We start from the raw sequence: 19,599 nt of genomic DNA, 5'->3' as shown, positions 1-19,599 counted from the left end.
GGATTCCTCGGGACGAAGGTAATAGGGGAGTTAACAAAACATAGAATAGCCAAACACGGCTTTCCAGCGTGATCACTGACCCCCCTGTCCTTTGTACCTGAGAGATTACGGGGGCTTGCCCCGCGCGCCCCTTCGGTGGGCCGCCGGCAATAGCCGCGGCCGCTCTCCAGAGTTGAGCTAAAGATGTCGCCAAAGCAACAACTTCAGTCCGCCTGATCGGTCCTTTTGCCTGAGAGTTTTTGGGTAGTGCCCCTTCGGCGGCAACGCTGGGTTGCCCTCTCCCGATCAAGTGGGAGGAATATATGCCAGCAGGGTCTTTCTGTCAATCTGAAAAGACGTTGCCAAATTGCAGCAAAAGCCCCGATTTGCGGGGCTGGGAGGGGCGCTGGCGCGGTGCAAAAGGGCGCCCGGCCGCGCGGGAATGCGTTATGATGAAATCCTGGCTTTCTTGCGGGTGCCTGCCATGAACACTACACAAAGCGAGACGCAAAACAACACCGAGCAGCACGGTTATTTCACCCTCTCGGGCGACGTCAATAGTGATATGGTGCGGCGCGTCTTCAACGCCGTGGCCGACATCACGGAAGACAAGCTCACCACCGCGCACATTTTGATACAGTCCAACGGCGGTTATGTCAGCGATGGCATCTGCCTGTACAACTTCCTCAGCAAGTTGCCATTCGACATCATTACCTATAACGCGGGCGCCGTGGCGTCCATCGCCGTCACCCTGTTTCTGTCGGGGCGGCACCGCCATGCCAGCGACACGGCCCGCTTCATGGTGCACAAGTCGCATGCGACAGCGTCGCCCGGCTCGCGTCCCGATGCGCTCAGCATCATCGTCGAGGGCTTGCGCGCCGACGACATGCGTACCGAGCGCATCCTGCGTGGCCACGTCAACCTGACGGAAGAGCAATGGCAGGTGCACGCGTATTCCGACCTGCACCTGACGGCCGACCAGGCGCTGGAAGTGGGCATGATCGAATCGATCCGCGACTTTACGCCACCCAAGGGCAAGCGCCTGACGAATATCTGACGCCTGCCTCGCAATGCCCGGCGGATGGTTTTGCATGGAAATTTTGTAATCGAATGTAATTCTTCGCTGCAGCACAGCAAAAGCCGCGCGGAACAGGGCAGAGTCGTGGCATAGTGCAAGCTGATCATGAAATAAGTGCAGGCGCGATGACTTGGTGGAATGGGATTTCTTTTGCGGCCGACATGTCCGTGATGGGGCCGGCTGGCGTGGCGATTGCCCTGTGGCTGCTCGTCTCGCGCCAGTGGCGCCTGGTGCTCAGCTGGAGCTTGTGGTACGGCGGCGGCCTGGCCCTCGTGGTGCTGTCGAAGCTGGCTTTCATGAGCTGGGGCGTGGGCAGCAGCGCGCTTGATTTTACGGGTTTCAGCGGCCACGCCATGCGCGCCGGCGCCGTGTTTCCCGTGCTGATGTATGTGCTGCTGCAGCGGGCCGCACCGCGCTGGCGCCATGCAGGCGTGCTCGTCGGCGTGGCCTTTGCCGTGCTGGTGGCCATTTCGCGCGTGGTCGTGCATGCGCACAGCGTGTCGGAAGCCGTCAGCGGCTGCGTGCTGGGCCTGGCACTGGCGCTGGGTTTCATGTGGAATGCCCGCGGCGCCGTCAATTTTGCCGTCAGCCATGCGCTGGCCCTGGCCAGCCTGGTGCTGATGGTGGTGCTCAGCTTCAAGGCGGAACCCATGCCGACCGAGCAATGGCTGCAAAAACTGGCCCTGATATTGTCTGGCCATGAGCGCGTTTTTTCCCGTGAAGACTGGAAACTGGCGCAGGATGGCCGTCCAGCCCCGTGAGGCGGGGCAGGCTGGCGCCTGGCGCTGCGGTTTTTTGGCCAGAAAAGCATCAGGAAATGGTATGATGAACCACTTTTTTGCGGTGAATGGCCAGACAGCCGTCGCGATGGTGCATCTGAAATGAATATGAACCGGGTTCACCCATAATATAACCGCCAGCATAGGCCAGGAACTCTAAAACACGTGCGTCTCTCTTCCATCAAGTTGTCGGGATTTAAGTCTTTCGTCGATCCCACCAATTTCCAGGTGCCAGGCCAGCTCGTGGGCGTGGTCGGGCCGAATGGCTGCGGCAAGTCGAACATCATCGATGCCGTGCGCTGGGTGCTGGGCGAATCGAAAGCGTCGGAATTGCGCGGCGAATCGATGCAGGACGTCATTTTCAATGGCTCCACCCACCGCAAACCAGCCGGGCGCGCTTCCGTGGAACTGGTGTTCGACAATAACGATGGCAAGGCGTCCGGCCAATGGGGCCAGTACGCCGAGATCGCCGTCAAGCGTACACTGACGCGTGACGGCACCTCTACCTATTACATCAATGGCCAGCCCGTGCGCCGGCGCGACATCCAGGATATTTTCCTCGGCACCGGCCTCGGCCCGCGCGCCTACGCCATCATCGGCCAGGGCATGATTTCGCGCATCATCGAATCGCGCCCCGAAGAATTGCGCGTCTTCCTCGAAGAAGCGGCAGGTGTTTCCAAATACAAGGAACGCCGCCGCGAGACGGAAAACCGCCTGCAGGACACGCGCGAGAATTTGCTGCGCGTGGAAGACATCTTGCGCGAACTCAATGCCAACCTGGAAAAGCTCGAAGCGCAGGCGGCCGTGGCCACGCGTTTCCACGCCTTGCAGGCGGACCAGGAAGAAAAGCAGAAACTCTTGTGGCTGCTGCGCAAGAACGAGGCGCAAAACGAGCAGACACGCTATTTCCGCGAAGTGGAACAGGCGCAGACGGACCTGGAAGAACAGACGGCCAAGCTGCGCAACGTGGAACTGACCCTCGAGCAGATGCGCCAGGCGCACTTTGCCGTGGGCGACCGTTTGCATACGGCGCAGGGCCATCTGTACCAGACGAATGCGGAAATCGGCAGCCTGGAAGCGCAGATCAAGTTCGTCATCGAATCGCGCGCCCGCCTGCAGGCGCAGCTGGCGACCCTGACGGCCCAGCGCGACCAGTGGACGCAACAGGGCGGCGAATACCAGGAACAGATCGAAGAGGCGGAATTCCACCTCGAAGAGCTGGCCGCGAAGGTCGAGCAATCGCAAATGATGGCCGAGCAGAAAGGCGAGCAATTGCCCGAGCTGGACGCCGCCTGGCGCGCCGCGCAAAACAAGAGCACGGAATCACGCGCCCGAATCATGCAGGCCCAGCAGCAGCTGGAACTGGAATCGGCGCACCAGCGCAACGCCTCGAACATCCTGGCCAGCCTGCTGACGCGCCGCGAGCGCCTGCAACAGGAAAAGAACAGCCTGAGTTTGCCCGACAGCAGCCATCTGGAAAACCTGAAACTGCAGCTGGAAGAAAAGCAGCAGACGCTGGAAGAACAGGGTTTCTACCTGGAAGAAGCGCTGGAGCAGCAACCGAAGCTGGAGCAGGAGCGGGCTGAAGCACAGGCGCAGGTGAATGCCGAAACAGCCGCCAACGCCCAGCTGGAAGCGCGTCTTTCCGCTTTAAAACAATTGCAGGAGCGGGTACAGACCCAGGGCAAGGTCCAGCCATGGCTGAAAAAGCACGAGCTCGACACCTTGCCGCGCCTGTGGCAAAAGCTGCAGATCGAAGCGGGCTGGGAAGCAGCCATGGAATCGATCTTGCGCGAGCGCACGTCGGCCTTGCAACTGTCGAATATCGACTGGGCCAAGGCTTTCTTTGCCGACGCGCCGCCGGCCAAGCTGGCCCTGTACGCGCCATCGACCGTGGCGCCGCTGCCGCAGCCGGAAGTGCCAGGCCTGAAACCGTTCCTGAACTTGTTGAAACTAAATGATCCAGGCTTGCGCGGCTTGCTGCAGGATTGGCTGTACAACGCCTACGCCGTGGAAGACGCGGCCGAAGCCTTGATTGAACGCAGCAAATTGCCGCCGGGCGGCTATTTCGTCACGCGCGCCGGCCACGTGGTCACGGCCACCAGCGTGCGCTTCTATGCGGCCGATTCGGAGCAGGAAGGCATGCTGGGCCGCCAGCAGGAAATCGAGAATATCGGCAAACAGTTGCGCGCCCAGCAATTGCTGGCCGAAGAGGCGCGCGCCCGTTCCGTGCGGGCCGATGCGGCCGTTGCCACCTTGACGCGCAACCTGTCGGACTTGCGCTTGCGCATACAGCAGCTCACTTCCTCCGTGCATACTTTGCAACTGGACGTGGTGAAACTGTCGGAAGTGGAAGCGCGTTTCAACCAGCGCAGCACGCAGATTGGCGCCGATCTGGCGGAGATTGCCGCACAGGAAGCGGAACAGATGCAGACCAAGCTGGAATCGGAAGAAAAATTCGAACAGCTGGACATGGAACTGGGCAACTTGCAGGAAGCGCACGAAGACGGCCATACGGACTTCCTGCAGAAGGAACAGCGTCTGGCCGAGGCGCGCGAAGCCTTGCGCGACCTGGAACGCGCCGCCAAGGATACGGAATACGCGGAAAAAGCCCACCGCGCGAAAATCGAGGAATTGCGCCGCAACATCGCCACGGCCAGCACGCAAGCCCAGCAAGTGACGGAAAGCCTGCAGGCGGGCGAACTGGAACTGGCCAACCTGGAAAGCGGCGCGGCGGCCGATGGCTTGCAGGATCTGTTGGAACGCCGCACCACGCAGGAGCGGGCGCTGGCGGACGCGCGCCACGAACTGGACCAGATCACGCAGCAGCTGCGCCTGTCCGAAGATGCGCGCACGCAATCGGAACGCAGCCTGCAGCCTCAGCGCGACAAGATCATGGAAATGCAGCTCAAGGAACAGGCCGCGCGCCTGAACCAAGAGCAATTCGCCCAGCAATTGCTGGAGTCGGGCGCCGACGAGGCCGCGTTGACGGAAAAATTGCACCCGGACATGCGCCCATCGTATCTGCAGGGCGAAGTCACGCGTTTGACCAACGCCATCACGGGCCTGGGCGCCGTCAACCTGGCCGCGCTGGACGAGCTGGCGCAGGCTTCCGAGCGCAAGAATTTCCTCGACGCCCAGAATGCCGACTTGACGGAAGCGATCAATACGCTGGAAGACGCGATCCACAAGATCGACAAGGAAACGCGCGATTTGCTGCAAGACACGTTCGACAAGGTCAACCATCACTTTTCCGAGCTGTTCCCGATCCTGTTCGGCGGCGGCCAGGCCAAGCTGACCATGACGGGCGACGAGATTCTCGATTCCGGTGTACAAGTCATGGCGCAACCTCCCGGCAAGAAAAATGCCACCATCCACTTGTTATCGGGTGGAGAGAAGGCGCTGACCGCGACCGCATTGGTGTTTTCCATGTTCCGCCTGAATCCGGCGCCGTTCTGCCTGCTCGACGAAGTCGATGCACCGCTGGACGATTCGAACACGGAACGCTTCTGCCGCATGGTCAAGCGCATGTCCGACCAGACCCAATTCCTTTTCATTTCGCATAACAAGATTGCGATGGAAATGGCCCATCAATTGATCGGTGTGACGATGCAGGAGCAGGGCGTATCGCGCATCGTGGCGGTGGACATGGAGTCCGCCGCAAATTTTGCAACCGAGGCACAAGCAGCATGACAGACCTTCAAATTACCTTGTTCGGCGCCGGCGGCGTCTTTATCGTTGGCGTTTTCTCGTACAACAAATGGCAGGAATACAAGGCCAAGAAAAGCGTGGAACGGGCTTTTTCCACCGACCACGACGACGTGCTGATGCGCGAGGGCGACGCCCCTGCCGTGGAAGCCCAGGAACCCGTGCTGCGCCAGGAGCCGCGCTTCGACGCCGCGCCCGCCGCCAAGGCTGAACCGTCGTTTGGCGCGCCGCCAGCAACCGTGGTGCCGGACGCGCCCGTGCACGCGGAACCGTCGCTGGCCGATGCTGATCCCGCACCCGCCACCCCGGCCGCGCCGGCGCAGCAGGAAGTCAGCGCCGCCAGCGAACAGGCGACCAGCCTGGTCGACCCGCTGATCGATTGCCTGTTGCCGTTGTCGCTGGAAGCGCCCGTGCGCGGCGACAAGATCTTGCCCGTGCTGCAAACCCTGCGCCTGGTGGGCAACAAGCCCGTCCACTTCATCGGTTTGCACGTGAATGGCGACTGGGAACCGATCACGCATGGCGGTGTCTACACCAAGATGCAGGGCGGCGTGCAGCTGGCCAGCCGCAGCACGGCCTTGAATGAACTGGAATACTCGGAACTGGTCACGCGCCTGCGCGGCGTGGCTGACGAGATCGGTGCCGAGCCGGAAGTGCCCGACATGATGGAAGTGATGGCCGAAGCGCGCAATCTGCACCGCTTCGTGGCCGGTCACGATGCCCAGCTGGGCGTGAACCTGCACACGAATGGCGCCCCATGGGCCATTTCCACCCTGCTGTTCGCACTGGAAAAGCAGGGCTTTGACGTCCGTCCGGACGGCCGTTTCGTCATGCCGGACGGCGACGGCGGCTATCTGTTCTCGCTGTCGACGAATGTCACGCTGGCCGAGGAAACGACGCCGCGCCTGACCCTGCTGCTGGACGTGCCTTGCGTGGCGCCTGCGCGCGACGGCTTCGGCGCCATGGTCGCTTGCGCCAAGGCACTGGTGGGACGCCTCGATGCGACCATCGTCGACGATTACAACCAGGCCCTGTCCGATGCGGCGCTGGCCGAGATCGCTGGCCAGGTGCAAGAGTTTTACCAGGAAATGGACGCGGCCGACATTCCGGCCGGCTCCACCCGCGCCCTGCGTTTATTTAGCTGAAGAATCCCGCAACAATGACTGATCCGATCAACCAGGACGCCGCCCAGCGGAATGCCGCCCAGCGCGTCCTGGCACTCACGGCCGAACTCAATCGGCATCTGCACGCCTACCACGTGGTCGACAATCCCACCATCCCCGACGCCGAGTACGACAAGCTGTTCGTCGAACTGCAAACGCTGGAAGCGGCCCATCCCGATTTGCGCACGCCCGATTCGCCCACCTTGCGCGTGGGCGCGGCACCGCTGCCGCAATTCGAGCAAGTCACGCACACGGTGCCGATGTTGTCGCTGAACAATGGTTTCTCCGATGACGATATCGTCAATTTTGACCGCCGCGTGCGTGAAGGCCTGGACCTTGACGGTGCCGAAGTCGACTATGCGGCCGAAGTGAAATTCGACGGCCTGGCCATCAACCTGCGCTATGAAAACGGCCTGTTCGTGCAGGCAGCCACGCGCGGCGATGGCGCCACGGGCGAAGACGTGACGGCGAATATCCGCACCATTTCCGGCATCCCGCTGCGCCTGCATGGCGACAAGATTCCTGCCGTGCTCGACGTGCGCGGCGAAGTGATGATGTTCAAGGCCGATTTTGCCCGTTTGAACGAACGCCAGCGTGAAGCGGGGCAGAAGGAGTTCGCCAACCCGCGCAACGCGGCTGCCGGCAGCCTGCGCCAGCTCGATTCGCGCATCACGGCGCAGCGCAAGCTGCGTTTCTATGCCTACGGCATCGGCGCCCTCGATGGGGCCGCCATGCCGGCCTCGCATTCGGCCTTGCTGGACTGGTACGAAACGCTGGGCATCCCCGTGTCGAAGGAGCGCAAGGTGGTGCAGGGCGCGCAGGGCTTGCTCGCCTACTATGCCGATATCGGCGCGCGCCGCCCCGTCTTGCCGTATGAAATCGACGGCGTCGTCTACAAGGTGAACGCGACGGAAGACCAGCAGGAGCTGGGCTTTGTGTCGCGCGCGCCGCGTTTTGCGCTGGCGCACAAGTTTCCCGCCGAAGAAGCGCTGACGCAGGTGCTGGGTATCGATATCCAGGTGGGCCGCACAGGCGCCATGACACCCGTGGCGCGCCTGGCGCCCGTGTCGGTCGGTGGCGTGACGGTGACCAATGCTACCTTGCACAATGAAGATGAAGTGCTGCGCAAGGATGTGCGCGTGGGCGACACCGTCATCGTGCGCCGCGCCGGCGACGTGATTCCCGAGGTGCTGAGCGTGGTGCTGGAAAAGCGCCCGGCACCGGCGCCGCCGCCGTTCAAGATGCTGGAAGCGTGTCCCGTGTGCGGCTCGCACGTGGTGCGTGAAGAGGGCGAGGCGATTGCCCGCTGCTCGGGCGGCCTGTTCTGCTCGGCGCAGCGCAAGGAAGCGTTCCGCCATTTCGCGGGACGGCGCATGATGGATATCGAAGGCCTGGGGGAACGTTATATCGATACCCTGGTCGAACTGGAATACGTGCATGGCCTGGCTGACCTGTACAGCCTGACCCTGGATAAATTGCTGGAAATGAAAGTACGCGCCGATGAGCGCGACGGTTCGACGCCAGAAACAGTGCAACAAGGAAAGATTCCCACCAAGTGGGCGGAAAACCTGCTGGCCGGCATTGAAGCGAGCAAGCGTCCGCCGCTTGAGCGTTTCCTGTTCGCGCTGGGCATCCGCCACGTGGGCGAATCGACGGCGAAGACCCTGGCCGAGTGGCTGGGCAGCCTGGCGTATGTGCGGCAAGCGCCCGCAGCCTTGTTGCGCGTGCTGCCAGATATCGGCGGCACGGTAGCCGAATCGATTGCCGATTTCTTTGCCGAAGAAAAGAACCAGCAAGCGTTGCAGGCATTGCTGGACGCCGGCGTCACACCCCAGGGCGAACATGCGCCCAGCGCCAAGCTGCGCACGCAACTTGAGCAAACCAAGCTGCTGGCAGCCATCGGCATCCCGAAGCTGACGGAGCCGCGCGCCAGGCAACTGGTAGAGCGGGGCGTGACCCTGGCCAGCCTGGCCGCGCAAGGCGCCAGCTTCCACGCGGGCTTGCCAGCGGCCGTGGCCGAAGCGCTGGCGCAATGGCTGGCCGATGGCGAGAATGTCAAGCTGCTAGGTCAACTGGACGCCCTGCGAAATGAATTACTGTCACAATTGCCTGAAATGCCAGCCGCTGGCGGTAATCTGGATGGCAAGACGTTCGTCCTGACGGGCACCTTGCCCACTATGAGCCGCGACGAGGCGGCGGAGCTGATCGAGGCGGCCGGAGGCAAGGTCAGCGGCTCTGTATCGAAGAAGACGGGCTATGTCGTCGCCGGTTCGGATGCCGGCAGCAAGCTGGCCAAGGCCCAGGAGCTGGGTGTGGCCATCCTCGACGAGGCTGACTTGCTGGCCTTGCTCGCGCAAAACTAATTATTCAAAAAATTACAGAAGACCCATGAAAAAAATCAGAAAAGCAGTCTTTCCCGTCGCCGGCCTGGGCAGCCGTTTCTTGCCAGCGACCAAGGCACAACCGAAGGAAATGTTGCCCATCGTCGACAAGCCATTGATCCAGTATGCGGTGGAAGAAGCCGTGGCGGCCGGTATTACGGAAATGATCTTCATCACGGGCCGCAACAAGCGCGCCATCGAAGACCATTTCGATACGGCTTACGAGTTGGAGTCGGAACTGGAAGCGGCTGGCAAGCGCCAGTTGCTCGACATGGTGCAAAACGTCATTCCCAAGCATATCAATTGCATTTACATACGCCAGTCCGCGCCGCTGGGCCTGGGGCATGCCGTGTTGTGCGCCCGTCCCGTGATCGGCGACGAACCGTTTGCCGTCTTGCTGGCCGACGACTTCATGGATGTGGAAGAGGGTGTGCGCCCCGTGCTGGCGCAGATGACCGATGTCTTCCAGTATGAAAATTGCTCGCTGCTGGCGGTGCAGGATGTGCCGCGCGCGGAAACCAAGCAGTACGGTATTGTGTCGGCAAAGAATTATCAGCCCGACCTGGAACTGGTCTCGGCCATCGTGGAAAAGCCTGCGCCAGAAGAGGCGCCGTCGACCCTGGCCGTGGTGGGCCGTTATGTGCTGACCAGCCGTATCTTTAACCACCTGGAAAATATCGGCACGGGCGCCGGCGGCGAAATCCAGTTGACGGACGGTATCGCCGCCCTGATGCGAGAAGAGCGCGTGCTGGCTTACCGCTACCAGGGGCAGCGCTATGATTGCGGCTCCAAGCTTGGCTACCTGAAAGCAACGACGGCGATGGGCATGAAACATCCGGAAACGGGCGCGGCCTTCCGCACTTACCTGCAAGAACTGCAATCGACACTGGACGCAAAATGACGGTACGTGAAATTCTCAAAATGGGCGATCCGCGCCTGCTGCGCATGGCCGAGCCCGTGCGTGAATTCGATACGCCCGAACTGCATGCCTTGATCGCCGACATGTTCGACACCATGCATGCGGCCAATGGCGCGGGCCTGGCGGCACCGCAGATCGGCGTCAACCTGCAACTGGTGATCTACGGCTTCAAGCAGAACCTGCGTTACCCTGATGCGCCGCAAGTGCCCGAAACCGTGCTGATCAACCCTGTGCTGACGCCTTTGTCGGAACGAAAGGAAGAGGGTTTCGAGGGCTGCCTGTCCGTGCCTGGCCTGCGTGGCAGCGTGCCGCGCTGGAGCGAGCTGCACTACGAAGGCGTGGACCAGTTCGGCCAGCCCATCAGCCGCGACTGCGACGGCTTCCATGCGCGCGTGGTGCAGCACGAGGTGGACCACTTGCACGGCATTCTGTATCCGATGCGTATCGTCGACTTCACGCAGTTCGGCTATACCGAGGTGATGTTCCCCGATCTCGACCCAAACGACGACGATTAGGCGCCCGATACCTGTCGACGATAAAACAATGGCCGCGCAGCATGAGCTGGGCGGCCATTGTTTATGCGTGAAGCAAACCTAGCGCACCTTGCGGCTGCTGCCCAGGTCATCGAGCAGTACTTTCAATTCATCCTGCATGGCATCCGTCAGGTTCAGGAAGCGGCAGCCGATCTGCACTTGCTCGCCCAGCAGGAAAGAGCGGAAGGTGCGCGACAGGCGGATTTCCAGGTCGGCGATCATGACCTTGTTCGGTCCCAGTTCCAGGCGCACGCGCGACAGCTTGCGCCCCACGTACAGACCGACCGTGTCGCGCGGATGGGCGCGCATGCCGATGCCGCCGGCCGAGAAATCATACAGCTGCAATTCATATGGACGCCCCTCGAGCACGAAGGCGGCCAGGTAGTACACGCCCAGCGGCGTTTCCAGGCGCGTCGATTCGCGCCGTTCCAGCACCAGACAATGGCTGGGGAAGTTGGTCAGGTACACGTTCGGCCGCTCGGGATACGCTTCCCATTCGCCATTGATGGTAAATTGCAGCTTGGCGCTTTGCACCCACGACACAAACGTGGCGCCGCCAGGCGGCAGGGTCGCGCCCTCATTGAGTTCCAGCACGAATTGCGGCAAGTCGTCGTCCACGGACAGAATGCGCGCCATGATGACGTCTTCGCCACCCGCCGGGTAGATGGAAATGGCGTCGCCGTTGTCAGCCAGGCTGCACAGGGTTTCGCCGATATCCCACGGATCGCTCATATGGTGCGGCTTGGTGCCGGGCGCCATCGGCTCGGCCACGTCAGCCAGGCTGGGCGCGCCTTTGCGCAGGGGATTAGGGATGGGATCGTTCACGACAGCGTATCTCTTTTGTTCTAATGGGGAATAGTGTATAGGTTTAAAGCAATATTTACTAAGTAAATCACAATAATTGTTTTTATATCACTATATTCCTGTTGCTTATGTGACTAGGCATGCCGCGCGGCATGCCATCTTGACGTCGCCGCTTAAAATTGTTCGTCCGCGCTTAGATAGCGCCATTGACCGGTCGGCAAGTCGCCCAGCTTGACCTTGCCGATGCGCACGCGTTTCAGTCCCAATACTTTCAGGCCGACGGCTTCGCACATGCGGCGGATCTGGCGTTTCTTGCCTTCGCGCAGGGTAAAGCTCAGCTGGTCTTCATTTTGCCAGCGCACCTTGGCCGGCAGCAGCGGCTTGCCGTCGAGCCACAGGCCGTGGTTGAGCTTTTTCAGCTCGCTGTCGGGCAGGGTGTCGCCCTTGGTGTAGCTCACGCGCACCAGGTATTCCTTGTCGATATCGGTATCGTGGCCGATCAGCTGCTTGGCCACGCGCCCATCCTGCGTCAGGACCAGCAAGCCGACGGAATCGATGTCCAGGCGGCCGGCCGCCACCAGGCTGCGCAGCTGGGTCGGGTGGAACTGTTCCGGGCTGCGGTCTTCCGCCCAGCGGTTTTCCGCCTTGATCAGGGCCACGGCAGGCGTGTAGCCGTCTTCGGCCTGACCGCTGACGTAACCGACGGGTTTGTTGATCAGCACGGTGACGCGCTTCGATTGTTCGGCCGCCGCCTGGCGTTCCACGGTGACTTTCTGGCTCGGGTAGACCTTGCTGCCCAGCTCGGACACCACCTTGCCATCCACACGGACCCAGCCGCGTGCGATCCACTCATCGGCTTCGCGGCGGGAGGACAGGCCCAGTTCGGACATGCGTTTGGATAAGCGTAATAATTCTTCGGTCATGTTGTTTCAGTTTCAGTAAGGTAGGCGTTGCGCGGAAAGTCTACACTTTCAGCGCATCGAGTAAATCGGTTTCCAGCAATATCTGGTTGCGGGCATTGTTGAGCGCGGGGCCGTCGACGAGGAAGACGTCTTCGACCCGCTCGCCCAGGGTCATGATCTTAGCCGTGTGCAAGTTGATGCGGTACTTGGTCAGCACGTTGGCGATCGCATACAGCAAGCCCGTGCGGTCGTTGGCCGCCACCGACAGCAAGTAATATTGGCCCTTTTCATCGGGCCGCAAATCCACGGTCGGCTGGAAGGGGAAGGTGCGCGACAGGCGCGACAGCCGTCCCTTGCCCGGCGGCGGCAGCGGCGTTTGCGACTGCAGTAGCTCGCCCAGCTCATGCTCGATCAGGCTGATGATGTCGCGGTAGCTTTTGGCGAAGTTCTGTTCCGTGACGAGGAAGGTGTCGAGCGCATAGCCATTTTTCGTCGTGTGGATCTTCGCGTCGAGGATGCTGAAGTTCTTGCGGTCGAAATAGCTGCAGATGCGCGCGAACAGGTCGGGCTGGTCGGGAATGTACACGGCCACCTGCAAGCCTTCGCCGATGGGCGCCAGCCGGCATTTTACCACCGGCAACTTGCTGTCGAGCTTGTCATACAGCGAGCGCGTCTGCCAGGCGATGTCGGAGGCGTCGTGACGCAGGAAGTAGGCCACGTCCAGCTGCTGCCACAGTTTCAGGTGCGCATCGGGCGGCAAGCCGTACAGGCGCAGGGTGGCCAGCGCTTCCTGCTGGCGGTTTTTCAGTTCGCGGTCGGCCGTGTGCGGCTCGCCGCCCAGCACGCGCAAGGTGATCTTGTACAAGTCTTCCAGCAGCTTGCCCTTCCAGGCATTCCACACTTTCGGGCTGGTGCCACGGATGTCGGCCACCGTCAGCAGGTACAGACCCGTCAGGTGGCGCTCGTCCTTGACCACTTTCGCAAAGGCGGCGATGACGTCGGGATCGGACAGGTCCTGCTTTTGCGCCACTTGCGACATGGTCAAATGATTTTCCACAAGGAATGCCACGAGTTCCGTGTCTTCTTCCGACAGGCCGTGATCCTGGCAGAACTGGGTGGCGTCGGCCACGCCCAGTTTCGAATGGTCGCCGCCGCGGCCCTTGGCGATGTCGTGGAACAGGGCCGCCACGTACAGCAGCCACGATTGCGAGAAATCGGCCATCAGCTGACTGCAGAACGGATATTCGTGCGCGTGTTCGCTCATGGTGAAGCGGCGCATGTTGCGCACCACCATCAAAATGTGCTGGTCGACTGTGTACACGTGGAACAGGTCGTGTTGCATCTGGCCCACGATGCGGCGGAAATTCGGCAGATAGCGCCCCAGGATGCTCATTTCGTTCATGCGCCGCAGCGCGTGGATGATGCCGACCGGGGCTTGCATGATGCGCAGGAAGAGGGCGCGGTTGACGGGATCCTGGCGGAAGGCGGCGTCGATCTTGAAGCGCGCGTGCCACAGGGCCCGCGTGGCGCGCGACGTCATGCCCTTCAGGGCCGGGCGCTCCGTCATCAGCACGAAGACTTCCAGCATGGCCGAAGGGTATTGCTCGAACGTATCGTCGGCGCTGATGTCGATCAGGCTGTTGACTTCATTGAAGCGTTCGTTGATGGGCACGGCCACATCGTCTTGCGGAAACAATCGCGCTTCGATGTTCTGCAGCAAAATCGTGTTGAGCTGGGTTACTGTCTTGGCGGCCCAGTAATAGCGCTGCATCAGGAATTCGCTGGCGCGGCGCATGTGCGGCCCGCTGCCTGTCGCCTGCAGGCCCAGCGATTCGGCGATCGCCGTCTGCACGTCGAACACGAGGCGGTCTTCGCGCCTGCCCGCGTGCAGGTGCAGGCGCACGCGGATATCCTTGAAGGCGCGCTCCTTTTCCATCAGCTGGCGCGCTTCCGTCAGGGTGATCAGGCCGCCTGTGGCCAGGGTGCGCCACGAGTTCGCCAGGCCGGCCGCCTTGGCCACCCACAGGATGACCTGCAAGTCGCGCAGGCCGCCCGGGCTTTCCTTGCAATTCGGTTCCAGACTGAAGGCCGTGTCTTCGTACTTGGCATGGCGCTGGCGCATTTCCGCCGTTTTTGCCTGGAAGAAGGCCTGCGGATCCATGGCGGCGTCATAACGCTGCTGCAATTGCGCGAACAGATCCGCGTTGCCGCACACGAGGCGCGCTTCGAGCAAGCTCGTTTGCACGGTGATGTCGGCCTTCGATTCGACCATGCATTCGTCGACGGTGCGGATGCTATGGCCGATTTCCAGGCCCAGGTCCCACAGCAGTTGCACCAGTTCTTCGAGCTTTTCCTGCGTGGCGGCGTCAGGCGCCTGTTGCAGCAGGATCAGCAGGTCGACGTCGGAATACGGAAACAGTTCACCGCGGCCATAGCCGCCCACGCCCACCAGGGCGGTGCCGGGCGGCAAGCCGGCCTCCTGCCAGGCGCGCGTCAGCACGCCGTCGACGCTGTGGCGCAGGCTGCGCAGCAGTTTTTCAGGCTTGCCGTCGGCCTGGAAGGCCGCAATGACGACCTGGCGGTCGGCTTTCAGTTGCTGTTTCAGCTGTTCCCGAACTTGCTTTTTCATCTGGGCCCTGGGGTGGCGGTGCGTGGGATGGGAGGATCAGGCTTTGTTCAGGATCAAGGCGGGCGGTGGTGGCATGCCGGGCGAGACGGTCAGCACTTCATAGCCTGTTTCCGTTACCAGCACCGTATGTTCCCATTGCGCCGACAGGCTGCGGTCCTTGGTTTTGATGGTCCAGCCATCGTTCATTTCGCGGATTTCGCGGCGGCCCGAATTGATCATCGGTTCCACGGTGAAAATCATGCCCGCTTCCAGGCGCTCCAGGGTGCCTGGCTTGCCGTAGTGCAACACTTGTGGTTCTTCATGGAAGACCTTGCCGATGCCGTGACCGCAGAATTCGCGCACCACGCTGTAGCCGGCCTTTTCAGCATGCTGCTGGATGGCGTGGCCGATATCACCCAGGTGGGCGCCCGGCTTGATCTGGTCGATTCCCAGCCACATGCATTCATAGGTGATTTCCGACAGGCGCTTGGCCAGGATGGTCGGCGTTCCGACGAGGAACATGCGGCTGTTGTCGCCGTGGTAGCCATCCTTGATGACGGTGATGTCGAGGTTGACGGAGTCGCCGCTCTTGAGGACCTTGTCACCGGGAATGCCGTGGCAGATGACGTCGTTGACGGAGGTGCAGATGGCTTTCGGGTAAGGCGTGTAGCCAGGAGGACAGTAGTTCAGCGGGGCAGGGATGGTGCCTTGCACGTTGACCATGTATTCGTGGCACAGACGGTCCAGTTCGCCGGTCGTGACGCCGACCTTGACGAAGGGAGTGATGTAGTCGAGCACTTCGGCGCCGAGTTTGCCGGCAACGCGCATGCCTTCGATGTCGGCGGCGGTATTGATACGGATGGTGGACATGGTGTAATTCGCAATCTGCAAGATGTTCGGGTGAAAAGCACAGACGAATCTCAGCGTGTGAGGAAAAAGTCTGCAAATATGTCGAAATTATAAACGAGGCGCCCTGTATCCGCCGCCTCCATCCTATGGCTGGCAGGCGATTTTTGCGGGAAAACCGATGGTCGATACGCGTTGCACCAGTGTGGTGCAACGCTTGCCGTCGCTGCGCGCGCGATTTGCGCCCTGGACTTGATGGAATGGGCATTTCGGTGTAGAATCCCGGGTTGCTTGAATTCTCTTTTAAGCAATGCAGTAAAACAGTGTCTTTAATTTATATAAACACGCGAATCCGGTCGACAAGGGTGCCTGTATGGTGACTGATCGGATTCCAGACCCAACCCTGGAGTTAATAATGTCCGTAACAATGCGCGAAATGCTGGAAGCCGGTGTCCACTTTGGTCACCAAACCCGTTTTTGGAATCCAAAAATGGCACCGTTCATCTTCGGTCATCGCAACAAGATCCACATCATCAACCTGGAAAAAACCATGGCGATGTACCAGGACGCAATGAAGCACGTGCGTCAACTGGCTGCAAACCGTGGCACCATCCTGATGGTTGGCACCAAGCGTCAAGCTCGCGAAATCATCGCTGCTGAAGCACAACGCGCTGGCGTGCCTTTCGTTGATCAACGTTGGTTGGGCGGCATGCTGACCAACTTCAAAACGATCAAAACCTCGATCAAGCGTCTGAAAGACATGGAAGTGATGATCGAAGACGGTTCGATCGAGAAGCTGTCGAAAAAAGAAGCGCTGATGTTCTCCCGCGAAATGATCAAGCTGCAAAAATCGATCGGCGGCATCAAGGACATGGGCGGCATTCCTGACGCAATCTTCGTCGTCGACGTCGGCTACCACAAAGGTGCGATCACCGAAGCAGCTAAACTGGGTATCCCGGTCATCGGCGTTGTCGATACCAACCATTCCCCAGAAGGCGTGAACTTCGTGATCCCAGGTAACGATGACTCCTCGAAAGCCATCATGTTGTACGCTCGCGGTGTTGCTGATGCAATCATCGAAGGCCGTGCAGCTGCCGGTAACGAAGTTGTTGAAATGGTTAAAGCAGCCGCTGGCGACGAATTCGTCGAAGTAAACGAACAGGCTTAATGGCCAGGCTATCGCAAGATAGCCGTTTGTAAGCACAGCAGTAAGGGAAAAGGGGTGGCAGCAGCTCCCCCTTTTTTTTAACAAAAAAACGATAGTGACCGCTGGCGAGGCATGCATGCCCGGCCGCGACTATCGACTCACCGAATCAGGAGAAACACATGGCAGCGATTACAGCAGCGATGGTAGGCGAATTGCGCGGCAAAACCGACGCACCAATGATGGAATGCAAAAAAGCACTGACCGAAGCCGAAGGCGACATGGCTCGTGCGGAAGAGATCCTGCGCGTCAAACTGGGCGGCAAGGCATCGAAAGCATCGGCACGCATCACCGCTGAAGGCGTCGTGGCAACCTACATCGCCAATGGCGTAGGCGCCCTGGTCGAAGTGAACTCGGAAACCGACTTCGTTGCGAAAAACGACGATTTCCTGGCACTGGCCAACAACGCTGCCCGTCTGGTAGCAGAACACAACCCGGCTGACGTCGCTGCCCTGCTGGCCCTGCCACTCGATGGCAAGACCCTGGACGATGTGCGCGCTGCCCTGATCGGCAAAATCGGCGAAAACATGACCATCCGCCGCTTCCAGCGCTTCGAAACCAGCGCCAAGCTGGCTTCGTACCTGCACGGTTCGCGCATTGGCGTGATCGTCGAATTCGACGGTGCCGATGAGCAAGTGGGCAAAGATGTGGCCATGCACATCGCTGCCATGAAGCCAGTGTCGCTGTCGTCGAACGAAGTTCCTGCGGAACTGATCGAAAAAGAGCGCTCGGTTGCACAACTGAAAGCCGAAGAAGACGCAGCCAAAGCGGCCGCCGAAGGCAAGCCAGCGCAATCGCCGGAAATCCTGGCCAAGCGCCTGGAAGGTTCCGTACAGAAGTTCCTGAAAGAAGTATCCCTGTTGAACCAGGCTTTCGTGAAAAACGACAAGCTGTCGGTTGAGCAAATGCTGAAGGCGGCTAACACCAGCGTCAAAGGTTTCGCCATGTACGTAGTGGGCGAGGGCATCGAGAAGAAGCAAGACGACTTCGCAGCAGAAGTCGCAGCACAGATGGCTGCCTCCCAGGGAGCGTAAGTAAAGCGGGCCGAGAGGCCCGTTTTTTTGGCCCGCCCGCACCTGTCGTGCCGGGCGGCGGCATGGGCAGCCCCGCGCGCCTATCCGGCGCTGCAAGGCGCTGCGCCATGTCATACTCGAATAACCTCATTTATGGAGCCCCAGCTCATGTCAAAACCAGCCTACAAGCGCGTCCTCCTCAAGTTGTCCGGCGAAGCCCTGATGGGAGATGATCCCTACGGCATCAACCGCGCCACGATCGAGCGCATGGTGGCCGATGTGGCCGAGGTGGCGAAGTTGGGTGTGGAACTGGCAATCGTGATTGGCGGCGGCAATATCTTCCGCGGCGTCGCGCCTGGCGCGCAAGGCATGGACCGTGCCACCGCCGACTACATGGGCATGCTTGCCACGGTGATGAACGCACTGGCCCTGGCCGATGCCATGCGCCACGTCGGTATCACCGCGCGCGTCATGTCGGCCATCGGCATCGAACAAGTGGTCGAGCCGTACGTCCGCCCGAAAGCCCTGCAATACCTGGAAGAAGGTAAAGTGGTGGTCTTCGCCGCCGGCACCGGCAATCCGTTCTTCACCACCGACACGGCAGCTGCCCTGCGCGGTGCCGAGATCAGCGCCGAGATCGTCCTGAAGGCCACCAAGGTCGACGGCGTCTACACGGCCGATCCGCAGAAGGATCCGAACGCCACCCTGTTCCACACGATTACGTTCGACGACGCCATCGCCAAGCACCTGCAAGTGATGGATGCCACCGCATTCGCCCTGTGCCGCGACCAGAAACTGCCAATCAAAGTGTTTTCGATCACCAAGCCAGGCGCGCTGATGCGCGTCATCATGGGTGAAGATGAAGGCACGCTGGTTCACGTGTAGAAATAAGGAGCACCGAGAAACCGTCCATGGCTGCGTTGCAGCGCCTCGCCGTACATTAAGTACTGTCTTCGGCGCTGCGCCTTGCCCTGAACGGTTTTCGGCACTCCCGATTGCGCGAACATTTACACTGCAGTGAATAATTGTAATACCCATTTATTATCAAGATATAGGAGGGCGTATGTCCTTAGCTGACGTTAAAAAGAACACCCAGGAACGCATGACGAAGTCGCTGGAAACACTGCGGGCCGATCTGGCCAAAGTGCGTACCGGCCGCGCCCATACGGGTATCCTGGACCACGTGATGGTCGATTACTACGGTTCACCGACGGCGCTGACCCAGGTCGCCAACGTGACCCTGATCGACGCGCGCACCATCGGTGTGCAGCCGTACGAAAAAAAGATGGCCAACACCATCGAAAAAGCCATCCGCGACGCCGACCTGGGTCTGAACCCGTCGGCACAGGGCGACCTGATCCGCGTTCCGACGCCGCCGCTGACGGAAGAGCGCCGCAAGGAAATGGTCAAGCTGGTCAAGAGCGAGGCGGAAGACGCGAAGATTGCCGTGCGTAATATTCGCCGCGATGCAAACGAGTCGCTGAAGAAACTAGTCAAGGAAAAAGCCTGTTCCGAGGACGATGAGCGCCGCTCGTCGGAAGAAGTACAGAAGCTGACGGACAAGTTTATTGCCGACATCGACAAGATGGTGGTCGACAAAGAAAAAGAAGTACTGACCGTCTAGTTTTCAGTCCTTCGACGCTGCCCGGAAAAGCATGGCTTTTCCGGGCAGTGCTATTTGG

The 19,599-nt window shown here is 60.5% G+C and carries 15 protein-coding genes and 2 riboswitches; of the genes, 11 read left to right on the top strand and 4 right to left on the bottom strand.

Annotation, left to right across the window (positions count from 1 at the left end):
• Positions 1 to 74: 74 nt before the first annotated feature.
• Positions 75 to 180: riboswitch (glycine riboswitch) on the bottom strand.
• A 27-nt stretch (positions 181 to 207) separates the two neighbouring features.
• Positions 208 to 294, bottom strand: a riboswitch (glycine riboswitch).
• 169 nt (positions 295 to 463) lie between these two features.
• The 7 genes from CSQ93_RS22020 (at position 464) to def (ending at position 10,522) form a co-directional block, all read left to right on the top strand.
• Positions 464 to 1,036, top strand: coding sequence for an ATP-dependent Clp protease proteolytic subunit (locus tag CSQ93_RS22020; protein ID WP_233516293.1), 573 nt, complete (start codon positions 464 to 466; stop codon positions 1,034 to 1,036).
• A gap of 146 nt (positions 1,037 to 1,182) precedes the next feature.
• On the top strand, positions 1,183 to 1,818 hold the full coding sequence (locus CSQ93_RS22015; protein ID WP_233516292.1) for a phosphatase PAP2 family protein: 636 nt from the start codon (positions 1,183 to 1,185) through the stop codon (positions 1,816 to 1,818).
• A gap of 183 nt (positions 1,819 to 2,001) precedes the next feature.
• Positions 2,002 to 5,529, top strand: coding sequence for a chromosome segregation protein SMC (gene smc / locus CSQ93_RS22010; RefSeq protein WP_099379873.1), 3,528 nt, complete (start codon positions 2,002 to 2,004; stop codon positions 5,527 to 5,529).
• Entirely contained in the window at positions 5,526 to 6,689 is a 1,164-nt protein-coding gene (locus tag CSQ93_RS22005; protein ID WP_099379872.1) for a cell division protein ZipA C-terminal FtsZ-binding domain-containing protein, read from the top strand. The genes smc and CSQ93_RS22005 overlap by 4 nt, the downstream gene beginning before the upstream one ends.
• A gap of 14 nt (positions 6,690 to 6,703) precedes the next feature.
• Complete coding sequence (gene ligA, locus CSQ93_RS22000; protein ID WP_099379871.1) at positions 6,704 to 9,070, top strand: NAD-dependent DNA ligase LigA; 2,367 nt, start codon at positions 6,704 to 6,706, stop codon at positions 9,068 to 9,070.
• Positions 9,071 to 9,095: 25 nt separating this feature from the next.
• Positions 9,096 to 9,989 (top strand): UTP--glucose-1-phosphate uridylyltransferase GalU, encoded by an 894-nt coding sequence (gene galU, locus CSQ93_RS21995; protein WP_099379870.1) that lies wholly within the window; start codon positions 9,096 to 9,098, stop codon positions 9,987 to 9,989.
• On the top strand, positions 9,986 to 10,522 hold the full coding sequence (gene def / locus CSQ93_RS21990; protein WP_034752265.1) for a peptide deformylase: 537 nt from the start codon (positions 9,986 to 9,988) through the stop codon (positions 10,520 to 10,522). Before galU ends, def begins: the two co-directional genes overlap by 4 nt.
• Positions 10,523 to 10,600: 78 nt before the next feature.
• Here the strand turns inward: def and CSQ93_RS21985 are convergent, their stop codons facing one another.
• The 4 genes from CSQ93_RS21985 to map all read right to left on the bottom strand — a co-directional run bounded on the left by CSQ93_RS21985 (position 10,601) and on the right by map (position 15,724).
• Positions 10,601 to 11,365: a flagellar brake protein gene (locus CSQ93_RS21985; RefSeq protein ID WP_099379869.1), complete on the bottom strand. Its 765-nt coding sequence runs from the start codon at positions 11,363 to 11,365 to the stop codon at positions 10,601 to 10,603.
• Positions 11,366 to 11,517: 152 nt separating this feature from the next.
• Positions 11,518 to 12,267 (bottom strand): pseudouridine synthase, encoded by a 750-nt coding sequence (locus tag CSQ93_RS21980; protein WP_099379868.1) that lies wholly within the window; start codon positions 12,265 to 12,267, stop codon positions 11,518 to 11,520.
• 40 nt (positions 12,268 to 12,307) lie between these two features.
• Positions 12,308 to 14,875, bottom strand: coding sequence for a [protein-PII] uridylyltransferase (locus tag CSQ93_RS21975; protein WP_099379867.1), 2,568 nt, complete (start codon positions 14,873 to 14,875; stop codon positions 12,308 to 12,310).
• A gap of 36 nt (positions 14,876 to 14,911) precedes the next feature.
• On the bottom strand, positions 14,912 to 15,724 hold the full coding sequence (map, locus tag CSQ93_RS21970) for a type I methionyl aminopeptidase (protein WP_035826955.1): 813 nt from the start codon (positions 15,722 to 15,724) through the stop codon (positions 14,912 to 14,914).
• A 391-nt stretch (positions 15,725 to 16,115) separates the two neighbouring features.
• Here map and rpsB point away from each other — a divergent pair, with 391 nt between their 5' ends.
• The 4 genes from rpsB (at position 16,116) to frr (ending at position 19,541) form a co-directional block, all read left to right on the top strand.
• Positions 16,116 to 16,868 carry a 30S ribosomal protein S2 gene (rpsB, locus tag CSQ93_RS21965; protein ID WP_010397614.1) on the top strand — a complete coding sequence of 251 codons (753 nt, stop codon included), beginning with the start codon at positions 16,116 to 16,118 and terminating at the stop codon, positions 16,866 to 16,868.
• Between the two features lie 158 nt (positions 16,869 to 17,026).
• The gene (gene tsf / locus CSQ93_RS21960) at positions 17,027 to 17,938 is read left to right on the top strand and encodes a translation elongation factor Ts (protein WP_099379866.1); all 912 of its coding nucleotides are present in this window, start codon (positions 17,027 to 17,029) and stop codon (positions 17,936 to 17,938) included.
• A gap of 147 nt (positions 17,939 to 18,085) precedes the next feature.
• The gene (pyrH, locus tag CSQ93_RS21955) at positions 18,086 to 18,802 is read left to right on the top strand and encodes a UMP kinase (RefSeq protein WP_035818156.1); all 717 of its coding nucleotides are present in this window, start codon (positions 18,086 to 18,088) and stop codon (positions 18,800 to 18,802) included.
• Positions 18,803 to 18,980: 178 nt separating this feature from the next.
• Positions 18,981 to 19,541 carry a ribosome recycling factor gene (frr, locus tag CSQ93_RS21950; RefSeq protein ID WP_034784152.1) on the top strand — a complete coding sequence of 187 codons (561 nt, stop codon included), beginning with the start codon at positions 18,981 to 18,983 and terminating at the stop codon, positions 19,539 to 19,541.
• The last annotated feature ends 58 nt before the right edge of the window (positions 19,542 to 19,599 follow it).

This window comes from Janthinobacterium sp. BJB426, assembly GCF_002735705.1.
Taxonomy (GTDB): domain Bacteria; phylum Pseudomonadota; class Gammaproteobacteria; order Burkholderiales; family Burkholderiaceae_D; genus Janthinobacterium.
The sequence above is the reverse complement of the archived record's forward strand: the minus strand, read 5'-3'. Positions and strand labels throughout refer to the sequence as shown.

Coding starts and splice junctions, on each gene's coding strand:
- CSQ93_RS22020 (WP_233516293.1), top strand. CDS start 464: ATGAACACTACACAAAGCGAGACGCAAAACAACACCGAGCAGCACGGT.
- CSQ93_RS21975 (WP_099379867.1), bottom strand. CDS start 14,875: ATGAAAAAGCAAGTTCGGGAACAGCTGAAACAGCAACTGAAAGCCGAC.
- galU (WP_099379870.1), top strand. CDS start 9,096: ATGAAAAAAATCAGAAAAGCAGTCTTTCCCGTCGCCGGCCTGGGCAGC.
- tsf (WP_099379866.1), top strand. CDS start 17,027: ATGGCAGCGATTACAGCAGCGATGGTAGGCGAATTGCGCGGCAAAACC.
- rpsB (WP_010397614.1), top strand. CDS start 16,116: ATGTCCGTAACAATGCGCGAAATGCTGGAAGCCGGTGTCCACTTTGGT.
- CSQ93_RS21980 (WP_099379868.1), bottom strand. CDS start 12,267: ATGACCGAAGAATTATTACGCTTATCCAAACGCATGTCCGAACTGGGC.
- ligA (WP_099379871.1), top strand. CDS start 6,704: ATGACTGATCCGATCAACCAGGACGCCGCCCAGCGGAATGCCGCCCAG.
- frr (WP_034784152.1), top strand. CDS start 18,981: ATGTCCTTAGCTGACGTTAAAAAGAACACCCAGGAACGCATGACGAAG.
- def (WP_034752265.1), top strand. CDS start 9,986: ATGACGGTACGTGAAATTCTCAAAATGGGCGATCCGCGCCTGCTGCGC.
- map (WP_035826955.1), bottom strand. CDS start 15,724: ATGTCCACCATCCGTATCAATACCGCCGCCGACATCGAAGGCATGCGC.
- CSQ93_RS22005 (WP_099379872.1), top strand. CDS start 5,526: ATGACAGACCTTCAAATTACCTTGTTCGGCGCCGGCGGCGTCTTTATC.
- CSQ93_RS22015 (WP_233516292.1), top strand. CDS start 1,183: ATGACTTGGTGGAATGGGATTTCTTTTGCGGCCGACATGTCCGTGATG.
- pyrH (WP_035818156.1), top strand. CDS start 18,086: ATGTCAAAACCAGCCTACAAGCGCGTCCTCCTCAAGTTGTCCGGCGAA.